Annotated in this window: 21 protein-coding genes; 17 read left to right on the forward strand and 4 right to left on the reverse strand. The window is 64.3% G+C overall.

The genetic code is table 11. The annotated features are described in order from the left end of the window. Window positions 1–93: 93 nt before the first annotated feature. The 13 genes from GPL20_RS19360 to GPL20_RS19420 all read left to right on the forward strand — a co-directional run bounded on the left by GPL20_RS19360 (window position 94) and on the right by GPL20_RS19420 (window position 15,914). On the forward strand, window positions 94–3,528 hold the full coding sequence (locus GPL20_RS19360; protein WP_157331096.1) for a TonB-dependent receptor domain-containing protein: 3,435 nt from the start codon (window positions 94–96) through the stop codon (window positions 3,526–3,528). 152 nt (window positions 3,529–3,680) lie between these two features. Then, window positions 3,681–4,493 (forward strand): calcium-binding protein, encoded by an 813-nt coding sequence (locus tag GPL20_RS19365; RefSeq protein WP_157331097.1) that lies wholly within the window; start codon window positions 3,681–3,683, stop codon window positions 4,491–4,493. A gap of 12 nt (window positions 4,494–4,505) precedes the next feature. After that, complete coding sequence (locus tag GPL20_RS19370; protein WP_157331141.1) at window positions 4,506–6,329, forward strand: type I secretion system permease/ATPase; 1,824 nt, start codon at window positions 4,506–4,508, stop codon at window positions 6,327–6,329. Next, window positions 6,316–7,626, forward strand: a complete 1,311-nt coding sequence (locus tag GPL20_RS19375; protein ID WP_157331140.1) for an HlyD family type I secretion periplasmic adaptor subunit — start codon at window positions 6,316–6,318, stop codon at window positions 7,624–7,626. Before GPL20_RS19370 ends, GPL20_RS19375 begins: the two co-directional genes overlap by 14 nt. Window positions 7,627–7,631: 5 nt before the next feature. Then, window positions 7,632–8,249, forward strand: coding sequence for a biliverdin-producing heme oxygenase (locus GPL20_RS19380; RefSeq protein ID WP_157331098.1), 618 nt, complete (start codon window positions 7,632–7,634; stop codon window positions 8,247–8,249). Window position 8,250: 1 nt separating this feature from the next. Further along, window positions 8,251–9,213: a tonB-system energizer ExbB gene (exbB, locus tag GPL20_RS19385; RefSeq protein WP_157331099.1), complete on the forward strand. Its 963-nt coding sequence runs from the start codon at window positions 8,251–8,253 to the stop codon at window positions 9,211–9,213. Window positions 9,214–9,218: 5 nt separating this feature from the next. Continuing rightward, on the forward strand, window positions 9,219–9,707 hold the full coding sequence (gene exbD / locus GPL20_RS19390; protein WP_157331100.1) for a TonB system transport protein ExbD: 489 nt from the start codon (window positions 9,219–9,221) through the stop codon (window positions 9,705–9,707). Between the two features lie 161 nt (window positions 9,708–9,868). After that, a complete protein-coding gene (locus tag GPL20_RS19395; protein ID WP_246250712.1) occupies window positions 9,869–10,528 on the forward strand; it encodes an energy transducer TonB family protein in 660 nt (219 codons plus the stop codon). 227 nt (window positions 10,529–10,755) lie between these two features. Beyond that, the gene (locus tag GPL20_RS19400; RefSeq protein ID WP_157331101.1) at window positions 10,756–11,706 is read left to right on the forward strand and encodes a PDR/VanB family oxidoreductase; all 951 of its coding nucleotides are present in this window, start codon (window positions 10,756–10,758) and stop codon (window positions 11,704–11,706) included. A gap of 19 nt (window positions 11,707–11,725) precedes the next feature. Next, complete coding sequence (locus GPL20_RS19405; protein ID WP_157331102.1) at window positions 11,726–13,066, forward strand: aromatic ring-hydroxylating dioxygenase subunit alpha; 1,341 nt, start codon at window positions 11,726–11,728, stop codon at window positions 13,064–13,066. Then, window positions 13,063–13,539, forward strand: a complete 477-nt coding sequence (locus GPL20_RS19410) for an aromatic-ring-hydroxylating dioxygenase subunit beta (protein WP_157331103.1) — start codon at window positions 13,063–13,065, stop codon at window positions 13,537–13,539. Before GPL20_RS19405 ends, GPL20_RS19410 begins: the two co-directional genes overlap by 4 nt. A gap of 7 nt (window positions 13,540–13,546) precedes the next feature. Continuing rightward, window positions 13,547–15,163: an ATP-dependent acyl-CoA ligase gene (locus GPL20_RS19415; protein WP_157331104.1), complete on the forward strand. Its 1,617-nt coding sequence runs from the start codon at window positions 13,547–13,549 to the stop codon at window positions 15,161–15,163. A 22-nt stretch (window positions 15,164–15,185) separates the two neighbouring features. Further along, window positions 15,186–15,914 (forward strand): SDR family NAD(P)-dependent oxidoreductase, encoded by a 729-nt coding sequence (locus GPL20_RS19420; RefSeq protein WP_157331105.1) that lies wholly within the window; start codon window positions 15,186–15,188, stop codon window positions 15,912–15,914. 8 nt (window positions 15,915–15,922) lie between these two features. Here the strand turns inward: GPL20_RS19420 and GPL20_RS19425 are convergent, their stop codons facing one another. From GPL20_RS19425 to GPL20_RS19440, 4 genes are read right to left on the reverse strand one after another with little or no spacing between them, the layout of a single operon-like run. Continuing rightward, complete coding sequence (locus GPL20_RS19425; RefSeq protein ID WP_157331106.1) at window positions 15,923–16,405, reverse strand: MarR family winged helix-turn-helix transcriptional regulator; 483 nt, start codon at window positions 16,403–16,405, stop codon at window positions 15,923–15,925. 14 nt (window positions 16,406–16,419) lie between these two features. After that, a complete protein-coding gene (locus GPL20_RS19430; RefSeq protein WP_246250715.1) occupies window positions 16,420–17,016 on the reverse strand; it encodes a MarR family winged helix-turn-helix transcriptional regulator in 597 nt (198 codons plus the stop codon). A 25-nt stretch (window positions 17,017–17,041) separates the two neighbouring features. Continuing rightward, window positions 17,042–18,607, reverse strand: a complete 1,566-nt coding sequence (locus GPL20_RS19435) for an indolepyruvate oxidoreductase subunit beta family protein (protein ID WP_157331107.1) — start codon at window positions 18,605–18,607, stop codon at window positions 17,042–17,044. Beyond that, entirely contained in the window at window positions 18,604–20,763 is a 2,160-nt protein-coding gene (locus GPL20_RS19440) for a thiamine pyrophosphate-dependent enzyme (protein WP_157331108.1), read from the reverse strand. Before GPL20_RS19440 ends, GPL20_RS19435 begins: the two co-directional genes overlap by 4 nt. 345 nt (window positions 20,764–21,108) lie before the next feature. Between GPL20_RS19440 and GPL20_RS19445 the strand changes: the two genes are divergently transcribed. The 4 genes from GPL20_RS19445 to GPL20_RS19460 are packed head-to-tail and all read left to right on the forward strand — an operon-like array spanning window position 21,109 to window position 24,322. After that, entirely contained in the window at window positions 21,109–22,215 is a 1,107-nt protein-coding gene (locus tag GPL20_RS19445; protein ID WP_157331109.1) for a cupin domain-containing protein, read from the forward strand. 42 nt (window positions 22,216–22,257) lie between these two features. Further along, window positions 22,258–23,166, forward strand: a complete 909-nt coding sequence (locus GPL20_RS19450; protein ID WP_157331110.1) for a fumarylacetoacetate hydrolase family protein — start codon at window positions 22,258–22,260, stop codon at window positions 23,164–23,166. Then, window positions 23,166–23,597, forward strand: a complete 432-nt coding sequence (locus tag GPL20_RS19455; RefSeq protein ID WP_157331111.1) for an acyl-CoA thioesterase — start codon at window positions 23,166–23,168, stop codon at window positions 23,595–23,597. The genes GPL20_RS19450 and GPL20_RS19455 overlap by 1 nt, the downstream gene beginning before the upstream one ends. Then, window positions 23,594–24,322 carry a hypothetical protein gene (locus tag GPL20_RS19460; protein WP_157331112.1) on the forward strand — a complete coding sequence of 243 codons (729 nt, stop codon included), beginning with the start codon at window positions 23,594–23,596 and terminating at the stop codon, window positions 24,320–24,322. The genes GPL20_RS19455 and GPL20_RS19460 overlap by 4 nt, the downstream gene beginning before the upstream one ends. Window positions 24,323–24,492: the final 170 nt, after the last annotated feature.

Consider the following 24,492-nt stretch of genomic DNA (forward strand, 5'->3'; position numbering starts at 1 on the left):
CTCCTCTTTTTCAGGGCGTCTGCGTCTCACTGTCGGAAGGCGATTGCACCGGCACCTGGCCGATGCGAGTTGCGACGGACAGGTGACGGGGGCGTGGTGTTGGGGGCGAGTGCAAGGAAACGGATCGAGATCGCGTTCCTGACAACGACGGCGATGTTTGCGGCAAGTCCCGGGTCGTCGGTAGCGATTGCGCAGACGGCCCAGAATCTGACGAGCGCGTCTGTCAGGACCTATGCGATCCCGGCCGGACCGCTCGCCGCGGCGCTCAATCGCTTTGCCGACGTCTCGCAGCTCCAGCTCATCTACAGCGCCGTCATCGCGCGCGGGCGCCAGACCGGTGGCATCAACGGTGCGTTCACGCCGCAGCAGGCCATGGCACACCTTCTTGCCGGCTCCGGCTTGTCCTACCACTTCACGGGCGGCAACGCCGTCACGATCTTCGATCCTGCAAACAAGGACGCGGGCGCACCGCCTTCCTCCGATGGATCGCTGCTGCTCGACACCATCGACGTCACCGCCAAGAAATCCGACGGCTTCACGCCCGACACGCCATATCAAACGCCCGGGTCCGTCTCGCATATCTCGCGCGAGCAGATCGACCGCGTGCCGCCGACCTCCGCCGGCGATGTGTTCATCAACACCCCCGGCGTGATCTCGGCAGGCAGCCACGTCGGCACGTCGATCAATCCCAACATCCGCGGTCTTCAGGGCATGGGGCGCGTCGCGACGATGATCGATGGCGCGCGACAGACCACGAGCTCCTATCGCGGTTATGTCGGCAATCGTGACGAGACCTATGTCGATCCAGACCTGATCGGCGGCATCGACATCTCCAAGGGCCCGAGCACCGGCGTCGGGGTCGGCGGCATCGCGGGAACGGTCAATCTGCGCACGCTCGATGCCAGCGACATCGTCAAGGACGGCCAGTCGTTCGGCGTTCGCCTGAAGGGCAGCGTCGGCACCAACGCCGTGACCGAACGCGCGCCCAGCTTCCTGTCCAGCACCACCGTCAATCCGGCCAGTGAGAGCCGTCCGTCCTACTTCAACGGCGGTTCCCAGTCGGGAAGCGCGGTGGTTGCGGCGATCAAGGACAATTACGAATTCCTTGTCGCCTATTCGAAGCACGTCCAGGGCAACTATTTCGCTGGAACGAACGTACCTCCCGGGATCACCTTCAAGCCTGCGGCGAACGCCAATGCGCTCATCGGCCCCGGTCAGGAGGTCTTCAACACGTCGGAGAACACCGACTCGTTTTTGGCCAAGGGAAAGGTGAAGTGGGGCGACGGTCAATCGCTCGAGCTTGGCTACCTCTCGTACAATTCGCGGTATGGCGAGCTCGACGAGCTCAGCTATCAGTTCGCCCTGAATTCGGGAATCCTGCAATACGGGCAGTTTCCGCTTTCCGAAACCCATGTCGACACCTACACGGCCAAGTACAAGTTTCAGCCGTCGGACAGTCCCCATGTGAACTTCCGGGCCAATCTCTGGCTGAGCGATGTCGCATCGGAACGCCATGGCCTGCTGCCGGGGCCCTCCGGGATGACAACCCTGGGCGGCGACACCGGCAACACGTCCGTGTTTGCCACGCCGCTCGGCCAGCTCACCTGGGACAATGGCGTGGAGTTCACACGCGAGCACGCGACGGCGGAGCAATTCGCGAGTTCGGTTACCGGATCGGAGGGCTGGGAGACCAACGGCCCATCGGGCGTACGGCTGATGACCGGGACGTTCAGCAACGCAAGTCTGAAGCCGACGGACTGGCTGACGCTCTCCGGGGGGCTGCGCTACGACCACTACAACTCCGAGGGGGAGGGATATCTCACCAAGTTTCCAGAGCGTTTCGGAGGACGGGTAAGTCCCAATGCCGGCATCGTTCTCTCGCCGATCGAGGGACTTCAGTTCTACGGCCAGTACAAGGAGGGCTACCGCCCTCCGAGCCTCCGCGAGTCCCATTGGCACTATCAAGGGCTGCTCTGGAACAATCCGAATCTCCGGCCGGAGATCGCCAAGAACTATGAAGGCGGCTTGAACGTCCTGCGCAACGATCTTGTCAGGCCCGGCGACAAGCTTCGCGTCAAGCTGTCCTATTTCGACAATCACTACGACGACTACATCGTTCGCTTTCAAACGGGGGAAGAGGCCGTCTCGGGTGGTCAGAAGTATCAATGGTACAACATCGACAGCGCCAACTTTCGTGGCTTCGAGGTTTCCGGTGGATATGACGCGGGCTCGTTCTTCCTCGAAGGCAACTTCACGAAATACACGAAGATCGAATATTGCGAGATCGCCTCCCGCTGCGCGCCGCCACTTTCCACCGCCGTCGCGAGCGCGACGGGTGCGCTCAAGAACGACTACGCGGCAAACTACATCCCACCGGAATACGCAGGCAGCGTCACGGCCGGCATCCGGCTGTTCGACCAGAAACTGACACTGGGCGCCCGAACGCAGTTCTCCTCGCCGCGCTCGGGCAGCGTCTGGCCGCCATCCGGCGCGGCGACGTTCACATGGCCATCATACAACGTGTACGACCTCTTCGGCAGCTACCGGATCGACGCCGATTCGATCGTGAACTTCAGTGTCGAGAACATCACCGATCAGTACTATTTCGGTGCGCTCACCTCGATCGGCGTCCCGTCGCCGGGCCGCACGGCCCGCGTCAGCTACACCACGACGCTGGACGACACCAAGCCGCTGGTCCGCAAGCTCCCACACATTCAATTGGGCAATGCCTCGCTCGGCGAGCCGGGAAGCGACTGGACCGGCCTCTATGTGGGTGGGCATCTCGGCTACGGCCTGGGCAGAAGCGCGGGTGTGACCACGACCGGTAACGGAACGCCTGGAGGCGTCGCCGCAACGGAGTCGGCCAACGTGAACGTCTCCGACCTCACGAGAGGATTCCAGGGCGGATTCAATTATCAGTTCGCCAATCGCCTGGTGATCGGAGCCGAGGGAGAGTTCTCCTGGACCAAGCTGAGGGCAACGCAGGCGGCTATCGCAACCGAATCGCCGCAACTGGCGGCGGGAAGCTTCCTCCAGGCCAAGACCGACTACAGATTCGATTGGACGGCGTCGCTGCGCGGACGCCTCGGCTACGCCTTCGATCGCACCTTGCTCTATGCCGCGGGCGGCATCGCGTTTCTGAACGAGACCGAGATTCGCACGCAGTACCAGGCGCAGAGCGGATCGGTGGCCGGCACGCTGGCGAGGCTCACGGAAGAGGCTTCGGCGGTACGCCGTGGCTGGACCCTGGGGGCGGGCTTCGAACATGCGCTGACGAGTCATTGGACGCTGAAGGGCGAATATTCCTACGACCACTTTGGCAATCAGGGATTCCTTTTCCCGAGTGCGACTGCTGGCGTCATGGGACCGTCGACCGTGAGGGTCTGCGTCCTGTTTCTTCCGAACGGCACATGCCGGGTCTTCACCAACCGGACCGTTCCGGGCTCCTCCCAAACCACCAATGGACGCAAGGCGGAGAATGACCTCGACCTGCACGCGATCAAGTTCGGCGTGAACTACCGCTTCTGATCGTTCCGATGATGATCGCGCTGAACCTGATCAGCCTCGGCATCGCGAACGAGCAAGCGGCGAACTTCGAAACCCGAGAATTCTGCGGTAACCCGCCGCAGAAGTGAAGGCTCGCCGGGCGGCGGCCGATACAGCAAGCAAGGAGACATCTCATGTCTGTCGAAATCGATCTGACGAACAACAGTCGCGATCTCCTGGACTACTTCAAGAACACCTGGCAGGCGGACTTCGCCTACAACGGAAATGGCAGCTTCTACGATTCGACGCAGGCGCAGCCCTTCTCGCAATGGGGCGCGGGGACCAATGGCCACAGCGGCGTCGTCCTCGAGGGAGATCTCTATTACCCGATCGGGACCGGCGGCGGTCTTTCGTCGAGCAGCACGCTGGACGGCCTGGACTTCGGTCACGGCTATGCCGGCGGCTCGACCGGGCCGTTCAGCGTCACCTCCGATCTCCACATCGATCTCGGCGGCGCGGCACCGGATGCCATGTTCAACGAGGCGCTCTACGCACTGTCCCATGGTGGCAATCTGCAACAGACCACGCTGCCCGTTGCCCCGGGTGTCAGCGTTCCCTTCCATGGTCTCTACGACTACTTCGCGGAGGTCGGCACCCATCAGGTCGGCACGAGCGGAGACGACATCCTCTACAGCTTCGCCGGCAACGACACCCTGACCGGCAACGGAGGCAACGACATCTACACCTTCGACCTGCACGGGCTCGGCACGTTGACCACCGACTTCACCAAGGTCGGCAACGACGTCGTCAGCGATTTCACCGCCAGCAACGACTCGCTGATCTTCGGTCTACAGAACAGCGCCTACGACACCTATGCCGAGGTGCTCGGCGCGGCGACCCAGCAGGGTGCCAACACCGTGTTCGATTTCGGCACGCTCGGAACGGTCACGCTCGACAACGTGAACAAGGCGGATCTGGTGGGTGGCACCAACCTGTTCCTCGTCTAGGTCGGGGACTTGATGCTTCTCTCCTCGAAAGCAACTCCGCCGCAGGCCATGCCTGCGGCGGTCGTCGCGCCCCTCAGGCGCGCCGCGGCCGGATTGGCGCTGGTCAGCGGAGCCATCAACATCCTGATGTTGACGGCGCCGCTGTTCATGCTGCAGGTCTACGACCGCGTGCTGGCGAGCCGCAGCATCCCGACCCTCGTCGGTCTCGCCTGCCTGGCGCTGGGACTCTATGTCTTCCAGGCGTTTCTGGACGTCATTCGCGCCCGTATTCTTCTCCGCGTCGGCGAGCGGATCGATCGGCAGATCTCGGCTCGGGTACACGAGGCCATCATCCGCCTCCCGCTCGAGACGCGAGCCGTCGGAGACGGCCTGCAGCCCCTTCGCGATCTCGACAGCGTCCGGAACTTTCTCGGCACGCAGGCACCGACCGCTCTGTTCGATCTGCCCTGGATGCCGCTCTATCTCGCCATCTGCTTTCTCTTCCATGTCTGGATCGGTGTCACCGCCTTGAGCGGCGCGCTCATATTGATGTCGCTGACCGTCGCGACGGAGCAGCTCACCCGCGCATCGCTGCGCGACACCACCAGGCAGGGCATGGACCGCAATGCCAGGATGGATGCGAGCCGACGGAATGCGGAAGTCGTGCGCGCGATGGGCATGAATGATGCGCTCCTCGCGCGGTGGTCGATTGTGAACGGCGCTTATCTCACCTCGAACCGTCGCACCGGCGACGTGGTCGGCGCATTCAGCGCGAACTCCCGCGCGATCAGGCAGATCCTCCAGTCGGCGATCCTGGGCGTCGGCGCATATCTCGTCATCGGGCAGGAGGTGACGGCTGGCGTGATGGTCGCGAGCTCGATCATGATGGGGCGCGCGCTTGCGCCTGTCGACCTCGCGATCGCGGGCTGGAAGCCTTTCCTGGCGGCGAGACAAAGCTGGCTGCGCCTGACGGATCTGCTCGCTCTCGTGCCGCCGCCTGCCTCGGTGCTGGCGCTGCCGCGGCCGGCCCGAAACCTCACGGCCGAGGCGCTGACCATCGTTCCGCCAGGTCGCAAGAGCCCCACCGTTAGCGGCGTCAGTCTGAGCCTTTCGGCCGGAAGTGCCCTGGGCGTCATCGGACCGAGCGGCAGCGGAAAGTCCACGCTCATCCGCGCGCTCGTCGGCGTATGGACGCCCATCGGCGGCAAGATCAGGCTGGACGGTGCGTCCCTCGATCAATGGGACCGCCGCGCGCTGGGGACGCACACGGGCTATTTGCCTCAGGGCGTGGATCTGTTCGAAGGCACCATCAGCGAGAACATCGCCCGGTTCAACGACAATCCGGACCCCGCCGCCGTCGTCGCCGCAGCGAAGGCCGCGGGCGCGCATGATCTGATCACCCAGTTTGAAAAGGGCTATCAGACCAATGTCGGGGAGGGCGGCTCCGTGCTGTCGGCCGGACAACGCCAGCGCATCGGGCTGGCCCGGGCACTCTACGGCGATCCTTTCCTCGTCGTGCTCGATGAGCCCAACGCCAACCTCGACGCCGATGGCGAACGCGCCGTGATCCAGGCCATCGCCGCGATCCGCGCGCGCGGAGGCATCGCGATCGTCGTTGCGCATCGCCCGAGCGCGCTCGGCGCCGTCGACTACGTCCTGATGATGGAAGCCGGGCGCTGCAAGGCGTTCGGACCGCGCGACGCGGTGCTGTCGCGTGTCCTGCGGAACGGTTCTGCGCGCACGGCGATGGCAGCTGACGGCGAGCAGCGGTCGGGCGCGCTCATGCCGCTCCGCGTGGTCGCAGGCTCGACCGAAACGCTTGAACGACCTGACGGGGGCGATGATGTCGAACGATGATGTCGCCGACGTGTCCCGTTCGATCAGACGCCAGTTCATGTTGGGCGGCGTCGCTTGCCTCGTCCTCTTTGCGGGCCTCGGCGGGTGGGCGACGGCGACAAATCTGGCGGGTGCCGTCATGGCCGACGGCACATTCGTGGTCGAATCCTACGTGAAGAGCGTGCAGCACCCGACCGGTGGCGTCGTCGGTGAATTGCTGGTTCGCGAGGGGCAGCGCGTCAATCGCGGCGACGTCCTGATCCGCCTCGATGCGACGCAGGTGAAAGCCAATCTCGCCATCGTCAGCAAGCGCCTCGATGAACTGATGGCGCGTGAGGCCCGGCTCGAAGCTGAACGCGACGACCAGGAAGCGATCGTGTTTCCGCCGCTTCTCGTTGCGCGGACCGGCCAGGCGGAGGTCGGGCGTGTCATGCAGGGCGAGAAGAACCTGTTCCTGTCCCGTCGCGCGACCCGGGACAGCAAGAAGGCGCAGTTGAGGGAGCGCATCGCCGAGTACGAGCATCAGATCGACGGCCTGAGGACGCAGCAATCGGCGTACGAACGCGGCATCGAGGTTCGCCGGCGGGAGATGACCAGCCTGCGCGATCTGCTGCAGCGGGGCATCACGACCGTTCAGCGTCTGAATGAGCTGGAGCGGGACGAGGCGACACTGGACGCCTATCGCGGCCAGGTGGTTGCGGGGCAGGCGCAGGCAGCGGGCAGCATCGCCGAGGCCAGATTGCAGATCCTCCAGGTCGATCAGGACCTCAAGGCCGAGGTGACGAGCGACCTGCGCGATACGCAGGCCCAGATCGGCGAATTTTCGGAACGCAAGATCGCCGCCGAGGATCAGTTGCGGCGCATCGACATGATCGCACCTCAGGATGGATGGGTGCATAATCTGTCCGTTCACACGGTCGGCGGTGTCGTGCCTCCCCGCGAGACCGTCATGGAGATCGTTCCCGACGAGGACCGGTTGACGCTCGAGGCGCACATTCCGCCGCGGAACATTCACGATGTTCGTCTCGGACAACGCGCAAGTCTGCGCCTGACCGCCTTCAACCTGCGTACGACCCCGGAGCTCGAAGGAGCGGTGAGCCGCGTGGGTGCCGACCTCACGCAGGACCAGCGGACGGGCACGTCCTTCTACGTCATCCGCATCTCCATTCCGCCGGAGCAGCTGGTCCGGATTGCCGGGCTGAAGCTCGTTCCGGGAATGCCGGCCGAAGCGTTCATCCAGACCGGCGAGCGCACGGCGCTCTCATACCTCGTCAAGCCGCTTTCGGATCAGATCAATCGAGCCTTCAGGGAGAACTAGCGACAATGAGTACGATCGATATCGAAGAGTCTCTCGATGCCAGCCGGGCCAGACGCCTGAAGGCCGCAACGAGCGGTCAGCATGACGGCCTTGACGAACAGATCATGGCGCAGAACCCGTTCGCGAACCGCGAACGTTATGGTCGCTTCGTGACCGTGCAACGTGAATTCCATCGCGACATCGATGGGCTCTACCTCTCTCACGCGCTCGGCCGATTGTTGCCCGGTCTCTCCTCGCGCCGCCGCCTCGGCCTGATCGAGCAGGATCTGAGCGACCTCGGCATCGTGCCGGCCAGCCTCCGCGACAGGCCCGAATTCGACGGCAAGGGCGCCGACGTGCCGACGGCGATCGGTTGGCTCTATGTTGCGGAAGGCTCGAATCTCGGCGCGGCGTTTCTGCTCAAAGCGGCCGGAAGACTTGGGCTGTCGGAGTCCTTCGGAGCCCGTCATCTGGCGGCGGCCCCAGAGGGGCGCGCTGCGCATTGGAGGACGTTCACGATGGCGCTTGACGCCGTGGACCTCTCTGATCCCGAGGAAGAACGCGCCGTCGCCGGGGCGCGAGCCGCTTTCTCCCGTGTGCAGGAACTGGTGTCCGACCTGCTCGGGCCAGCAGCGGGGACATGACATGGCTCGCTCGGAGAAATGGCGTTGGACGATCACGACGTTCGTTCTGATCGTCGCGCTGGCGTTGGGAGTAGCCAGCGGATTTGCGCAACAGCCGGACACGCCGCCTGCGGCGAGCCTCGCCGCGCCGGCCGGCCAGCCGGCTTCGGAAGAGGCTGCAGAGACGGTCAAGCCAGCTTCCGCCGCGGTCGCTCCGGCAGCGCGTTCGGAAGCGTGGTCGCGCAGCCCGGACCCCCGCGCCGGTCTGCCGCACGATCTGTCGCCGCTCGGGATGTTTGCTGCGGCCGATTGGGTGGTCAAGGCCGTGATGGTCGGGCTCGCCTTTGCCTCGCTCGTCACCTGGATGGTGCTGTTTGCAAAAGCAGTCGAAATTGCCTGCGCCCGGGCCCGGGCCAACCGCGCGTTCGAAATCATCATGGCTTCGGAAAGCCTCGCTGTGGCCGACCACGCGCTGGCCGAGCGCGGCGGACCGGCCGCCTTCATGGTGCGATCGGCCAGCGAGGAAATGGCGCGCTCGGCGGTGGTGCTGGACTATGCCGGAGACGGTGGGCTGAAAGAGCGTGTCGTTTCCCGGCTTGCCCGCATCGAAGCCCAGGCTGGCCGTCGCCTGACTCGGGGCACGGGGGTGCTGGCGACGATCGGTGCGACCGCACCCTTTGTCGGCCTGTTCGGAACGGTGTGGGGCATCATGAATGCCTTCATCGGCATCTCGCATGCGCAGACCACCAATCTCGCGGTGGTCGCGCCGGGCATCGCCGAAGCCTTGCTCGCCACTGCGATGGGCCTCATCGCGGCAATTCCGGCGGTGGTCCTCTACAACGTGTTCGCTCGCGCCATCACCGGCTACCGGCAATTGCTCGCTGATGCTGCGGCCGGCGTCGAGCGCCTCGTGAGCCTCGATCTCGATTTTCGCAAAGTTCCGGCCGCTGCAAACCGGGCGGCGCCTCCACTTGCAGCCGAGTAGACGTCATGGCCGGAGGGATACGCGAACGCTTCGATGACGGGCTCGAAGATAACCACGAGATCAACGTCACGCCGTTCATCGACGTGATGCTCGTGCTGCTCATCATCTTCATGGTGGCGGCCCCTCTCGCGACCGTCGATATCCATGTCGACTTGCCGGCGTCGACGGCTCAACCCGCGCCGCGCCCCGAGCGGCCTCTCTATCTGTCGCTGAAGGACGATCTGACGCTCGCTCTCGGCAATGATCCGGTGGTGCGCGAGCGCCTGCAGGCGGCGATGGACGCCGCAACGCAGGGCAACAAGGACACGCGCGTTTTCGTGCGAGCCGACAAGACGGTTGACTACCAGCATCTCATGGAGGTGATGAACCTCCTGCGTGGGGCCGGCTATCTGAAGATCGCACTGGTCGGGCTCGAGACGGCTACGGTGCCGACGGTGGACGTCGTTGCTCCCGGTCACGGTCAGTCGATGATGCCGGGGACAGGTGGGCCGTGAGGCGTTCCGGCGGATTTGTCACATCGGGGAATAAGCTCGCGGAGACGGCACTCTGGGCCTCCGGCGCAGTCTTCACGCTCGTGTTCCATGCAGGGATCGCGGTCTGGCTGCTGCGATCCGAGCCGGTTGTTGCCGCGGCCGATGCGCCGCCTGCCGCCGTCATGATCGAGTTGGCCGACACGCCGCAGGCGGCGATGACGGAGACGAACGAGCTCACCCCGGCGCTGAAATCCGTCGAGGAAAACGTCGCGCAGCTTGAGCAAAAGCGGGAGGAGGTACCGAAGGAGCAACCGCCCGAACCGACCATCGAACCCACGCCCGAGCCAGTCGAGCAGGATGTCAGGGAGAAGCCGCCGCTCCAGGACAAGGCCGAGGTTTCGCTTCCGCCAGCTCCGCCGAAAACGGAAAAGCCAAAGCCGAAGCCAAAACCTCGCAAGGAGCAGACCGCGACGGAAGCGCACGCGGCAATCCGGGCGCAGGTCCAGGCTCAACAATCAAGCCGCACTGCCGCCGCGCAGACCGCGTCCGGCATCTCCTCCCTGTCGCCTGCCAGTTGGCAGTCGCTCCTGATGGGGCATCTGGAGCGGCGCAAGCGCTACCCTCCGGGTGCCCAATCGCGCGGCGAGAGCGGCGTTGCCTATGTGCGCTTCACCATCGACGAGAGGGGTAACGTGCTGTCCGCTAGTCTGGCCCGCTCGGCGGGCTTCGCCGAGCTCGATCAGGAAGTGATCGCGTTGGTGCATCGTGCGTCACCGGTGCCGGCGCCGCCAGCAGGTGCCAAGCGAATCATCACGGCGCCGGTACGTTTCAGCGCGCGATAGGCTGATAAATCATCCCGCTTCCGGACCGATAAACTTCAATATCGCCTCTCGCTCTCGCAACAGGTCGGCTGGCGCCAGTCGATTTGCGCGCAGATGTCCACGGCCGATGCGGAAAATGCGCAGGCCGTTCGTCCCGGTCAGGGCGATTCCATCCCCACCCCGACGATTGACATGGAATTATTACATGTCTAAAAATATGCAAATCCATATAATTGTGAGATGCCTGAATGGACGCGCATCCGCTCAAGCTCAAGGTGAGGTCGTGTATCGCGGAAACCCCGCTGGTGCGGAGCCTTGTGCTGGGCGTGGAGGGCGGTGTCGTGCCGCGATGGCAGGCGGGCGCGCATGTTCGCGTAGGGCTCCCGGACGGAGGAGACCGGCCCTATTCACTGATGGCCCTGCCGGGCCTCACGGACGACGCGCTGGCGCTCGGGGTCCTGCGCGAGGAGGCCTCGACCGGCGGCTCGCGGTTCATGCATGCGTTGAAGGTCGGCGATGTCGTGAAGGCAACTGCGCCGGTCAATAATTTTCGGCTTCATGAGGGAGCCTCTCCCGCACGGCTGTTTGCCGGCGGCATCGGCGTCACGCCCATCCTGTCGATGGCGGCTGAGCTGAACGCCCGTGGCAACCCGTATCGCCTGCACTACGCGGGCCGCGCGCGGGGGCTGCTGGCGTTCCTGCCGCAGTTGCAGGAGATCTGCCCGAACAGCCTCTCCATCCATTACGACGATGACGAGTCCCGCCTGGATATCGCGGCGGCGCTCGGCGATGTGCCGGCTGGCTGCCATGTCTACGTCTGCGGCCCCGCGGGCATGATCGACGCGGTGAAGGCGGCTGCGCTTGCCGGGGGCATCGCGCCGGACCGCATCCATTACGAGCTCTTCAAGGCAGAGCAGCCGAGCTTGCCCGACAAGCCGTTCGAGGTCGAGCTCAAGTCGACCGGGCAGGTTGTCACCGTGGCAGCCGATCAGACCATCATCCAGGCGCTGGAAGCGGCCGGTCTCGACGTTCTCTACGACTGCCAGCGCGGCGATTGCGGCATCTGCCAGTGCGGCGTGCTCTCGGGCGTTCCCGATCATCGCGATGTCATTCTCAGCGATGACGAGAAGGCGTCGAACAAGGTCATGCAGATCTGCGTATCGCGCGCCAAATCGGAACGGCTGGTGTTGGATCTCTGACGGGAGGCAAGGGGGTACCATGGCGAATTACCGAAACAATGCCTTTGCGATCGAGGCGCTGGTGCGCCAGGCCGAGGTGCATCGCGACGTCTATGTCGATCCCGAGATCTTCGAGATCGAGATGGAGCATCTGTTCCCGAACAGCTGGGTCTATGTCGGGCATGCCAGTCAGCTCGCAAAGCCCGGCGATTTCATCACCGCCACGATCGGCCGGCAGCCGGTGATGGCGAGCCGCCATACCGACGGGACCATCCACGTCTTTTACAACCGCTGCCCGCACAAGGGCGTGAAGATCGCATCCGAACCCTGCGGCCACACCGGAAAATTCTTCCGCTGTCCCTATCACGCCTGGTCGTTCAAGACCGACGGCTCGCTGCTCGCGATTCCCCTGAAGAAGGGATATGAGGGCACAGGGTTCGGCGATGCGCAGGCCAACGAGGGGTTGTCGAAGATCAAGAACGTCGTCGTCTATCGCGATTTCATCTTCGCGCAGTTGAACGACAATGGCGTTTCCTTCGAGGATTATTTCGGCGAGAGCCTGTCGACGATCGACAACATGGTCGAGCGGTCGCCGGAAGGAAAGCTCGCGGTCGTGGCTGCGCCGATCCGCTACATGCACACCTGCAATTGGAAAATGCTGGTCGAGAACCAGACCGACACCTGCCATCCGATGGTGGCGCATGAAAGCTCCGCCGGCACCGCGGTGAAGGTCTGGAAGCGTGAGCAGGGGGATGGCACGGAAACGCCGATGGCGGTACAGCTCTACGGGCCTTTCATGAGCCCGTACGAATTCTACGAGCAGAGCGGCATCAGGATCTGGCCCAATGGCCACGGCCATACCGGCGTCGCCAACTCCATCCACTCGAACTACTCTGACATCGAAGGCTATCTCGCCCAGATGGTCGCGGCCTATGGCGAGAAGCGCGCGCACGAGATCCTCGGCGAAGTCAGGCACAACACCGTCTACTTTCCGAATGTCATGGTGAAGGGCGCCGTCCAGATCCTGCGCAACTTCATCCCGATCGCGGTCGACAAGACGCTGGTCGAAAGCTGGGTCTATCGCCTGGTCGGCGCGCCCGACAAGCTCTATGAGCGTGCCCTGATGTACAACCGCTTCATCAACGCGCCGACCTCGATCGTCGGTCATGACGACCTCGAAATGTACGAACGCGCCCAGGAAGGGCTGAAGTCCAACGGCAATCAATGGGTCAACCTCCAGCGCCTCTATGAGGCCGGTGAGCCGGCGGACGTCACCGCCGTCATCAACGGGACGTCCGAGCGGCAGATGCGGAACCAGTTTCATGCCTGGGCCAAGTTCATGACCATCGACATGGACAAGCGTATCGAGGCCGCGGAATGATCACCGAGAAGACCATCACGGACTTCGTCTATCGCGAGGCCGATCTGCTCGACACGATGCAGTGGCAGGCTTGGCTCGATCTGTTTCATCCCGAAGGGCGTTACTGGATGCCGCTGGAATGGCAGCAGCAGGATCCGGTGCTGCAACCCTCCCTGATGTACGAGGACCTGCTGCTGTTGAAAGTGCGGGTCGAGCGGCTGGCCGGCGAGCGGACCTTCAGCCAGAAGCCGAAGAGCCGCTGTCATCATCTGCTCCAGGCACCGCAGATCATCGCCTGCGATCCGGAGGCCGGCCTGTTCAAGGCGCGGACCTCCTACATCTACACGGAGACACGCGGTGATATGCTGGAGCGCTATTCCGGATGGGCCTCGCACGATCTCGTCCGGGTCGGCGATGACCTGAAGATCAAGCTCAAGCGCGTCGATCTCGTCAATTTCGACGCGCCGTTCGGCAACATCCAGCTCTTCATGTGAGAATGCCTTGACCGCTGCGACCACCGTTTACGCGCGCTTTCGCGAAACCGCCCTCCGCAGCAGTGAGGCGGGCTTCCTCAACGTTCTGCCGGAGACCGCCGACATCTACGGCATCGCGGCGGGGGAGATCTCCTATCGCGCCATGCTCGAACGGGTCGAGCGCTGGCGGTCGGCGTTCGCAAGCCGCGGCTACGGCGAGGGCCACCGGGTCGGGCTTCTGCTCCAGAACCGGCCGGTGTTCATCGAGCTGTGGTTCGCGCTCAATGCGCTCGGCGTCTCCGTCGTGCCGATCAATCCCGACTTACGGATGAGCGAGCTCGAATACATCATCGCGCATTCCGAGATGAACGCGGCGTTCGTGCTTGCCGAGCGGCGCGCCGAGGTCGAGACGGCGGCGCGTCAGGCCGGCCGTGCGATTGCGGTGGTGACCGACACGGACGACGTTCCCGCTCCCTTTGGTGGCGCGCTGGCTGCGACCGCAGGCGACGGCGAAACCGAGTGCGCGCTGCTTTACACGTCGGGAACGACCGGGCAGCCGAAGGGCTGCGTGCTCACCAACACCTATTTCCTGCATTCCGGAAACTGGTACCGCGACGTCGGCGGGCTGTGTGGGCTGAAGGCGGAGGGCGAGCGCATGATCACGCCGCTGCCGCTGTTCCACATGAACGCGATGGCGGTGTCGCTGATGGCGATGCTGTCGGTCGGCGGCAGCCTGACCATGCTCGATCGCTTCCATCCGCGCAGCTGGTGGAGATCGGTGCGCGAGAGCCGGGCGACCTGCCTGCATTATCTCGGCGTGATGCCCTCGATGCTGATGAGTGCACCGGCATCGGAGCAGGACAGGGCCCATGCCGTGCGCTTCGGCTTCGGCGCCGGCGTGGACAAGCTGCTGCACGCCCCGTTCGAAGAGCGTTTCGGCTTTCCCTTGATCGAAGCCTGGGCGATGACCGAGACGGGCAGCGGCGGCGTGATCGCCGCCAATGTTGAGCCGCGCAAGATCGGCACCAGCTGCTTTGGCCGGCCCGCGGCAGAGGTGGACATTCGCATCGTCGATGAGAGCGGCAATGATGCGCCGGTGGATGTGCCGGGCGAGCTGCTGGTGCGGCGAGCCGGTGCAGACCCGCGCTACGGCTTCTTCCGGGAATACCTGAAAAACCCGCAAGCCACCAATGAGGCCTGGGACGGCGGCTGGCTGCACACCGGCGATATCGTGTCGCGCGATGCGGACGGCGATCTGCATTTCGTCGACCGCAAGAAGAACGTCATCCGCCGCTCCGGCGAGAATATCGCCGCGGTCGAGGTCGAGTCCGTCCTCAACCGCCATCCGGCGATCCGGCAGGCTGCGGTTGCGGCGACGCCCGATTCTGTGCGCGGCGACGAGGTCGCGGCCGTCATCATCGCCGAGCAGGCGGGCGCCGATCGGCTACTCGCCGAGGACATCGTGCGCTGGAGCCTGGAGCAGATGGCCTACTACAAGGCGCCCGGCTGGATCTGCTTCGTCGAGAGCCTGCCGCTGACCGCAACCGAGAAGATCCAGCGCGGCGGCCTCAAGGACCATGTGGCGAAGCTGATGGGCGAGGGCGCGTTCTTTGACCTGCGCGAGCTCAAGCGGCGGCAAGTCTGAGACAAGTCTGAGGGAACCGAGCATGAGCGCGATCCGTACGACACTGGTCACCGGCGGCAATTCGGGGATCGGCGAAGCCCTGGCGAAACGGCTCGTCGAGAAAGGCCAGCGCGTCGTCTCGGTCGGATTGGAGAAGCCCACCTGGACCCATGATCTGCTCGCCGCCTATTGCGCCGACCTGACCAGCATCGAGGAGACGCGCGCGATCGCGCAAGCAATCTGCCGCGACCACACGATCGATCGCCTCGTGCACAATGCAGGCATCATCCTGCCGAACCTGCTGCAAAATGCAAAACCCGAGGACATCCTGACGCTGGCGCAACTGCATCTGGGTGCGCCGATGCAGCTGACCCAGGCCGCAATGGAGGGGATGCGCACGCGCCGCTTCGGCCGCGTCGTGTTCGTCTCTTCGCGCGCCGCGATGGGGGCGGCGACGCGCTCGGCCTATTCGGCGACCAAGGCCGGTGTGCACGGAATGGCGCGGACCTGGGCGCTCGAGCTTGCCGCCAGCGGCATCACCGTGAACGTGGTCGCGCCGGGGCCGATCCTCACCGACAATTTCTGGGGCGTCGTCCCGAAGGATTCGGAGCAGCAGGAGCGGATGGCGCGCAACGTGCCCGTCGGCCGGCTCGGCTCGCGCGAGGACGTCGCGCACGCGATCGAGTTCTTCCTCGACGAGCGCTCGGACTTCGTCACCGGCCAGGTGCTCTACGTCTGCGGCGGCACCAGCCTCGTCGGCCTCGGTCCCTGACGCCTCATTCAGATCTGGTTCTGCCGGATGTTCTCGACCATCTTGGCAAGCACGCGGGCGCAGACCTCGATCTCGTCGGGGTCGATGCCCGCGATCAGCCGGTCGTAATTGGTCACCATGATCGGCCAGATCTTGCGCAGCAGCGCTTCGCCCTCCGGCGTCAGCGCCACCACCCGGCGACGCTGGTCCTCCTCGGCGATCTCGCGCATCACGAGGCCCGACGACACCATCGACTCGACCATGCGGCTCGCAGTCGACTGCTCGGTCACGGCGAGGACGGAGATTTCGTTGACTGTCAGGCTCTTGTGGATGAACAGGACCGACAACGTTCGAAAGACGACATTGTTGATGCCGTGCTCGCTGAGATCGCGGTTCTGGTCCAGGTTCCAGCGATTGGCGAGGCGGTTGAACAGATACGGAATGTAGCTATGCAGCTGGTCCCTGGTCCTGGGCGGACCCGACTTCCACCTGCTCTTGGATTCTTTGGCCATTGTCTTTTGCGGCTCTACTTCTTGCTTTCAGGGCGAATTTTCGAGGAGAGGGAGCGCAACGCCGATAGCGCAACATCCAGCTCCCGGGGCGGAATCGTCTCCAGCCGTTTGCATAGATGCTTCTTGTGGACGTCCGCCGCCTTCCGGAACAGCTGCTCACCCTTGGGCGTCAGGCGCACGATGAACGACCGCCGGTCTTCGCGCGACATTTCCTTGCTGATGAGGTCGTCCGCCAGGAGGCGCTGCACCAGCCCCGAGACGTTGCCGCCGGAGACCTTCAGGTTCTGCGACAATTGCCCGAGCGCGAGGCCCTCCCTGCAGCGGTCGAGCTGGGCCAGCACGTCGAACTTCGCCAGCGACAGTCCGAACTCGGCGCCCAGCATCGCATTCAGCGACGCGAAAATCTCGCCATGCAGGGACAGCAGCTGAAGCCAGAGCCGGGTTTCGATCTGCCCATAGGCGGGACCTATGTTCTCTTTGAGTGCTGCCGGCATCGCATGACCATCACGGTGTCTCGTCGAGGGGGATACTCGCTGGATATCGCTCCGATGAACGACCTGAGAATCGTAGTCAAGGCGCCTGATTCTGGCGTCCTTCAGTCCGGGCAGCAACCGAATCCGCGGCCAGCCGCGGGCATCACGCGAAGCTCTTGATGGTCTGGATCACGCCGTCGAGTTCCTTGCCCGGGCCGTCCTTCAACGCCGCCTCCCGCAGCCGCCGTGCCCAGTCGGCGGCATCGTCGCGCCGCTCCACCAGCTTGATCGTAGCCAGCGTCCTGTCGAATTTCGACAGCCCGCGGCTGTGGGTATCGGAATAGCCCTTCACCAGCCGGCGGCATTGCAGGATTTCGACGCCGAGCTGGTAGTTGATGCCGACGGCATCAATCGCCTGCTTGAGCCACCGGTCCCGGTGCGCCGTCTCGACCGCATGACGTAGCGAGCGGCGGCGCATGCCGCGCAGCCCGCCCACCACATAGAGCGCGAGGAACCAGGGCAACGAATAGGTCCGCACCCGGCGTCCCCTGTTGACGCGGCGATCGAGCCAGCCGAGGAGGCGGGGCCTCGTGCCAAGCCAGCGGCCGAAGCTTGCCGGCAGCATGCCCATGACCTCTTCCATGCGCGGGTGCATGAACTCGGTGGTCTGGAGCACCTGGTCTTGCGACAGCTCCAGCTCGCGCTCGATCCGCGTGCGACGACTGGATCGAGTCTTGAGGTCGGCGACGCGGATGACGTCGTCATAGCTCATCGCGTTGGCGAGATGTTTTGCGGCGGCCTGCGTGAACGCGTAGCCCCGCTCGGTGCCACCGGAGTTCCGGTCTGCGGTGCAGACCGTTCCGAGGATGTCGAGATATTCGGCGCCATAGGCGACGTCCTGGAAATCGACCACCTTCCTCAGGCCGGCGCGCGCCATCGCCTGCACCGGCCCGGGCAATTCCTGCGTCAGGCGCGCGACGAGGGCGGCGAGCTGCGGATCGGCGGGCGTTGGCGAGGAACGGGCGTCGGTCTCTGCCGGCTGTGCCGGTGCTGCAACGTCGGAAGGTCCAGCCTGAACCCGGTCGAACGCGGCTTCGAAGGTCCGGATGCTGGCCTTGGCGCCTTTTTCGCCGGCGCGGATCACGTCGAGATAGCTCTCGCGGCTGAACGGCAGCACGCCCGCCGCGGCCAGCGCACCAAACATCGCCGCCGAGATGACGCTGCCATGCGCGATCGCCAGCGCATTCAGATCGAAGATGATCTCGGTCTTGGCGGCAACGCCGATCGCACCCGTCACCGCGCCCTTGTCGGCGATGCCGTTGCCCGGCACGATCTTTTCGCCGATCGCAAACGACCTGTGGTTCGAGGCGATCAGCGTCGTGCGTTCCGGCGTCACGAGGCCACGCAGGATCGACCGGCCGGCCTCGATGAATTCCGCCGCCATCACCACGTCGACGTCGCCGGGCGTCGGCATCAGCGACAGGATCGGCTTGCGGCCGCCTGCCGGCGGCATCGCCTCGATGTAGTAGATGGTGGCGCCGGTGCGCTGGGCGACGCCGGGCACCGAGGTCGATTGCGCGACCCAGCCATGGTTCTCGGCGAGCTGCACGATCCAGTCGGTGAGGACGCCGCCGCCCTGGCCGCCCATCGCGACGATCGCGATCGAGATCGGCCGTTCGGTCGCATCTCCAGCGGCCGGGAGGGCCAGCCGTACCGTCTCGTCCCTCATGCCAGCGCCTCGAGGGGCGGACGCTGCCGGTCGCGCCGCCGTTGCAGCCAGCCGATCACGGACATGGCGACCTTCGACTTGAACTTGTCCCAGCGGCTTGGATTGTGGATGACGTCGGCGCGGTAGAACGAGGGACAGAGCACGGCGGCTTCGGCGACCTCGCCGCAATTGCCGCAGCCGACGCAGGAATTGTCGATGGCCGCGACCGGATCGTCGCGCAGGGGATCGTCGAGCTGCTTCACCGAGAGCGACGGGCAGCCCGAGAGGCGGATGCAGGCGTGGTCGCCCGTGCAGACGTCCTCGTCGACGCCGAACCGCTCCTTGACGGTGCGGACGCCGTCCTTGATCGCCTTGTTGATCTGCGGCTTCACGCGGCGCTGCTTGTTGAGCATGCATTCGGAGGAGGCGACGATGACCTTGGGGCCTTCGTCCTTCGTCGTCAGCGCCTCTTTCAGCGTATCGCGCATCCTGCCGACGTCATAGGTGCGGTCGATCTGCCGGACCCATTGGCCGCCGATGCCCTTCACCGCCTGCACGATCGAATTGTTGGTCTTGCGCCGCTTGTTGGCCGCGCGCGAGGACAGGATGTCCTGGCCGCCGGTCGCGGAGGTGTAGTAGTTGTCGACGATGACGAAGACGCCGTCATGCTTGTTGAAGACGGCGTTGCCGATGCCGCTGGTCAGGCCGTTGTGCCAGAAACCGCCGTCGCCCATCACCGCGATCGAGCGCTTGTCGGCCTTGACGTTGAAGGCCGAGGTCGAGGCCGGGCCGAGGCCGAAGCCCATCGTCGTCGCGCCGATGTTGAACGGCGGCAGGATCGAGAACAGATGGCAGCCGATGTCGGCTGAGACGTGGTGCTGGCCGAGTTCCTCTTCCACCAGCTTCATCGCGGCGAAGATCGGCCGTTCCGGGCAGCCGGTGCAGAGTCCTGGTGGGCGCGCCGGCACGACCTGCTTGAGCTTCTCGATCGCCGGATGATTGAGCACGGGAGCCGCATCGGGCGCCGGCGGCCGGTTGCCGAGCAGCCGCGGCTCGGTCTTCTCTAAAAACTCCCTGACGCCGCCGAGCAGGACCTGCGCGGTGTAGTCGCCGCCCATCGGCAGCACGTCCTTGCCGTGGACGCGCGCCTGGATGTCCTTGCGCCGCAGCACGGTATTGATCGCCTGCTCCAGATATTCCGGCTGACCTTCCTCGACGATCAGGACTGCGTCCTTGTCGAGACAGAACTCCGCGACCTCCGCATCGATCACGGGGTAGGTGACGTTCATGATATAAAGCGGGATCTGCGTATTGCCGTAGGCATCCGAGAGCCCGAGATATTGCAGCGCGCGGATCACGTTGTTGTACATGCCGCCCTGCATGATGATGCCGACCTTACCCTGCTGCGGCCCCATCCACTCGTTCAATTTGTTGTCCCGGATGAAGCCGATCGCCGCCGGCAGCCGCGTCTTGATCTTCTCCTGCTCGTGCTCATAGGCCGCCGGCGGCAGCACGATGCGGCCGACGTCGCGCTTTGGATTGTTCAGCGCGTCCTTGATGGTGTGGGCGGGCTTGACGTTGTCCTTGCAGGCGAAGCTGCCATGCATGTGACAGGCGCGAACGCGGACCTCGAGCATCACGGGGGTGTTCGAGACTTCCGAGAGCTCAAAACCCTTCTCGATCAGATTGACGATGCATTCGTGGTCGGGGCGCGGGTCGAGCAGCCACATCTGCGACTTCATCGCGAAGGCGTGGGTGCGCTCCTGCATGATCGAGGAGCCTTCGCCATAGTCCTCGCCGACGATGACCATGGTGCCGCCGGTGACGCCGCCCGAGGCGAGGTTGGCGAGTGCATCGGAGGCGACATTGGTGCCGACCGTGGACTTCCAGGCCACCGCGCCGCGCAGCGGATACATCACCGAGGCCGACAGCATGGCGGCGGCCGCTGCCTCGTTGGCCGAGCTCTGGAACACGACGCCGAGATCGTCGAGCACGTCCTTGGCGTCGGCGAGCACGTCCATCAGGTGCGAGATCGGCGAGCCCTGATAGCCGCCGACATAGGCGACACCCGATTGCAGCAGCGCCTTGGTGATGGCGAGGATGCCTTCGCCGCGGAACGTGTCGCCATCGCCGAGCCGGAGATCCTCGACCTCGCGAGCAAAAGACCGTTCAGCCATTGCACCCTCCAGAAATATGCGTTAGCATACGTTTACATGTAAAGTAAGTCAACGCCGCGCCATGCTATCACGCCTCTGGAGCTCTGCTTCGAAAGCGAAGATCATGAGCCCGCGACAGGGTAGGGCCAATGCCGAAGCTGCCTCGCTTGAGAGCTGCCGCCGTCCAGGCCTCACCCCTATATCTCGACGCGAGCGCGACCGCCGACAAGGCGGCTTCACCGGTCCGTGAGGCAGCCAGCCACGGCGCCAGGCTTGTCGACGGTTCGGAACACGTCGACCATGTGGCGCCATGAGACAGGACTTCGTCAAACCGGACTTTTCGTCGAACAGGACTTGGAGGATAGGATGCGTGAGAACGTGATCGGCCGGGCCAATGTCGAGGACACCCCCGAGCTCAAAGCCTATTACAAGGACCTCGAAAAGTATGAAGCCGGTGCGCTCTGGACGGTCGCCAACAAGATCGAGCCATGGCAGCCGCAATCGGCGTCCGTTCCCGTGCTCTGGCGTTACAAGGACCTGCGTGAGCATGTGCTGCGTTCGGTCGAGCTGGTCTCGCCGGAAAAGGCGGGACGGCGGGTGATCTATCTGAACAATCCCGGCCGCCGCGACGTGTCGGCCGCGGTGGGCTGGCTCTATTCGGGACTTCAGGTGATGCATCCCGGCGAGGTCGCCTCCGCCCACGCGCACTCGGCCTCCGCATTGCGCTTCATCATGGAAGGCGCGGGGGCCTACACCATCGTCGATGGGCACAAGATGACGCTCGGCGCGCGCGATTTCGTGCTCACGCCGAACGGCACCTGGCACGAGCATGGTGTCGACGCAGGCGGCTCGGTCTGCATCTGGCAGGACGGCCTCGACATCCCGCTCGTCAATGCGCTGGAGGCAAATTTCTTCGTCGTGCATCCCAAGGTCCAGCAGGAAGAATCCGGCTATCCCGTCGACGACATGACCAAGACCTGGGGCAATCCCGGCCTTCGCCCGGTGAACGCGCCGTGGTCGAAGGGCTATTCGCCCATGTTCAAGTATGAGTGGGAGCCGACCTACGACGCCTTGCAGAAATACGCCGCCGCGACCGACGGCTCGCCCTACGACGGCATTCTCATGAACTATGTCAATCCGGTCACGGGCGGGCATGTGATGCAGACGATCGGCGCCAGCATGCAGCTGCTGCGGCCGGGGGAGAAGACGAAGTCGCACCGGCACACCGGAAGCTTCATCTATCAGGTTGCCAAGGGCAGCGGCTATTCGATCATCGCCGGCAAGCGTCTGGATTGGGAGGAGCGCGACATCTTCTGCGTGCCGTCCTGGGCCTGGCACGAGCACGGCAATGCGTCTTCGAGCGAGGACGCCTGCCTGTTCTGCTTCAACGATCTGCCCGTCATCGAGGGCCTCGGTTTCTACCGGGAAGAGGCCTATGGCGACAATGCAGGGCACCAGCCGGTAGCCGCCTGACGTCTTTCACCGAATCAATCGAAAGAGCCGGATATAGCTTCCATGCGCCTTGTCACCTACACCACGGGCTCCAGCGGATCCCGTCTCGGAGTCCTCGTCAGCGGATTGGTCGTCGATATCGAGCGTCTCGGCGCCTCGCGCGGCGTTGCCTGGCCGAGCGACATGCTGTCATTCATCGACAACAGCGTGACGTTGCTGCCGGCGCTGCAAGAGCGCCTGGAGAATGCCAATGGGCGCCCGCCGACCGGCTCCGCCGTTCCGGTCGAGGACGTCAAGCTGCAGGCGCCGATCCCGCGTCCGCGCAAGAACATCTTTGGCATCGGGCTGAACTACCGCGCGCATGTTGCGGAGTCCGCCAAGAGCCTGGATACCAGCAAGGACCTGCCGAAGCAGCCGGTGGTTTTCTCCAAGCCGCCAACCTCGGTGATTGGTCCCGGCGCCGCAATTCATCACAACGCGAAGATGACGCAGCAGCTCGACTGGGAGGTCGAGCTCGCCGTCATCATCGGGAAGACCGCGACGCGCATCCCGGTCGAGAAGGCCATGGACCACGTCTTCGGCTATTCGGTCATGATCGACATCTCCGCGCGCGACAATCGCCGCGCCGGCCAGTGGATCTTTTCCAAGGGCATGGATACCTACGCGCCGTTCGGCCCGTGCATCGTGACCGCGGACGAGATCCCGAACCCGCATGACTTGCGGCTCTGGCTGACCAAGAACGGGGTCATGAAGCAGGACTCCAACACCAAATACATGATCTTCGATATCCCGGTCCTGATTGCCGACATCTCGTCGGGGATGACGCTCGAGCCCGGCGATATCATCGCGACCGGGACGCCCGAGGGTGTCGGTGCCGGTATGACTCCTCAGGAATGGCTGTGGCCCGGCGACGTGGTGGAAGCCGGTGTCGATGGTGTCGGTGTCATCCGGCACCCGGTTGTCGCGATCTGATGACGTCGTTCTCGTTTGATCGCGAGCTGCGCTTCGGGGACTGCGATCCTTCGGGGATCGCGTATTTCCCATCCTATCTGAACATCCTCAACGGCGTCGTCGAGGACTTCTGGGCGGGAATCGGTTTTCCCTGGCCGGAATTGATCGCGGTCCGGAAGATCGGGACGCCGACCGTGCATCTGACCTGCGATTTCTCGCGGCCGTCGATGTTCGGCGATCTCCTGAGCTTTGGACTCAGCATCAGCAAGGTGGGCGGATCGTCGCTCCATCTGGCCCATGTCATATCGGGCGCCGACGGCATGCGCTGGCGCGCGCGCCAGATTGTTGCCGCAACCTCGCTGGTCGATCACCGCGCCATACCGTGGCCGGATGATGTACGCGCGGCGCTCGTGGCGCATCTGCATGCCGGCGAGGAGATCGCGGCATCATGATCTCGCTCTTCATGACCTTCTCGGATCCGGCCGGCGCGCGGCGAATTCATGCGGACGATCTTGCGGCTGCATCTGGCATGCTCGGATCGATCCCAGACATGACCGAGGGCCTGCTGTTCACGCCGCTGGAGCAATCGGTCGATCATCCCTACAAGGACGACGGCACCGGGCCGGTCTTTGCGCTCCAATTGCGTTTCCCGGACCTGTTTGCGTGCGAGGCCGCGCTGGATCGCGCTGGTGTGCTCGCTGATCTCGCCTCAGGCGTCGGCCTGTCGAGCCTTGCCGGACTGGACGTGACGCACCAGGCGATGTTGACGCGCGCCTTTCCCGTCGATGACGCCGCGCATGCGCCTGGCACGGTGACGCCGTGCAGCTACCTCGTGCACTATCCGGGGCCGGCCGACGACATCAACGCCTGGAATTTGCATTATCTGGAGCATCACCCGCCGATCATGCGGACTTTCCCGAATGTCCGTCAGATCGAGATCTGCACGCGCATCGATTGGGTCGACCGGCTGCCGTCGCAGCGGGTCGAGCACATGCAGCGCAACAAGCTGGTGTTCGACAGCCCGCAAGCCCTTGCGCACGCGCTCGGCTCCGACGTCATCACGCGCATGCGCGCGGACTTCGTAAAATTCCCGCCATTCGCGGGCGGCAACAAGCATTTTCCGATGCTGACGCGGGTGGTGCGATCTGGGGCCAAAAGCGCGATGAGATTAGGATGAATCGTCATCGCGCTTTAGGTTGTTGTTTGAGCATGATCTTTTCGGAAAACCGCTGCGCACTTTTCCGGATCATGCTTTAGCTGGGGCATGCCCTTTTTAGTCTCGTCCCAGATCAGGGGGGCAGCGCCCCTTACAGCGCCGCGATAGAAGGCTGCGCCAAGAGGATCACG

It is taken from the genome of Bradyrhizobium cajani (assembly GCF_009759665.1).
In the GTDB taxonomy this organism is placed as follows: domain Bacteria; phylum Pseudomonadota; class Alphaproteobacteria; order Rhizobiales; family Xanthobacteraceae; genus Bradyrhizobium; species Bradyrhizobium cajani.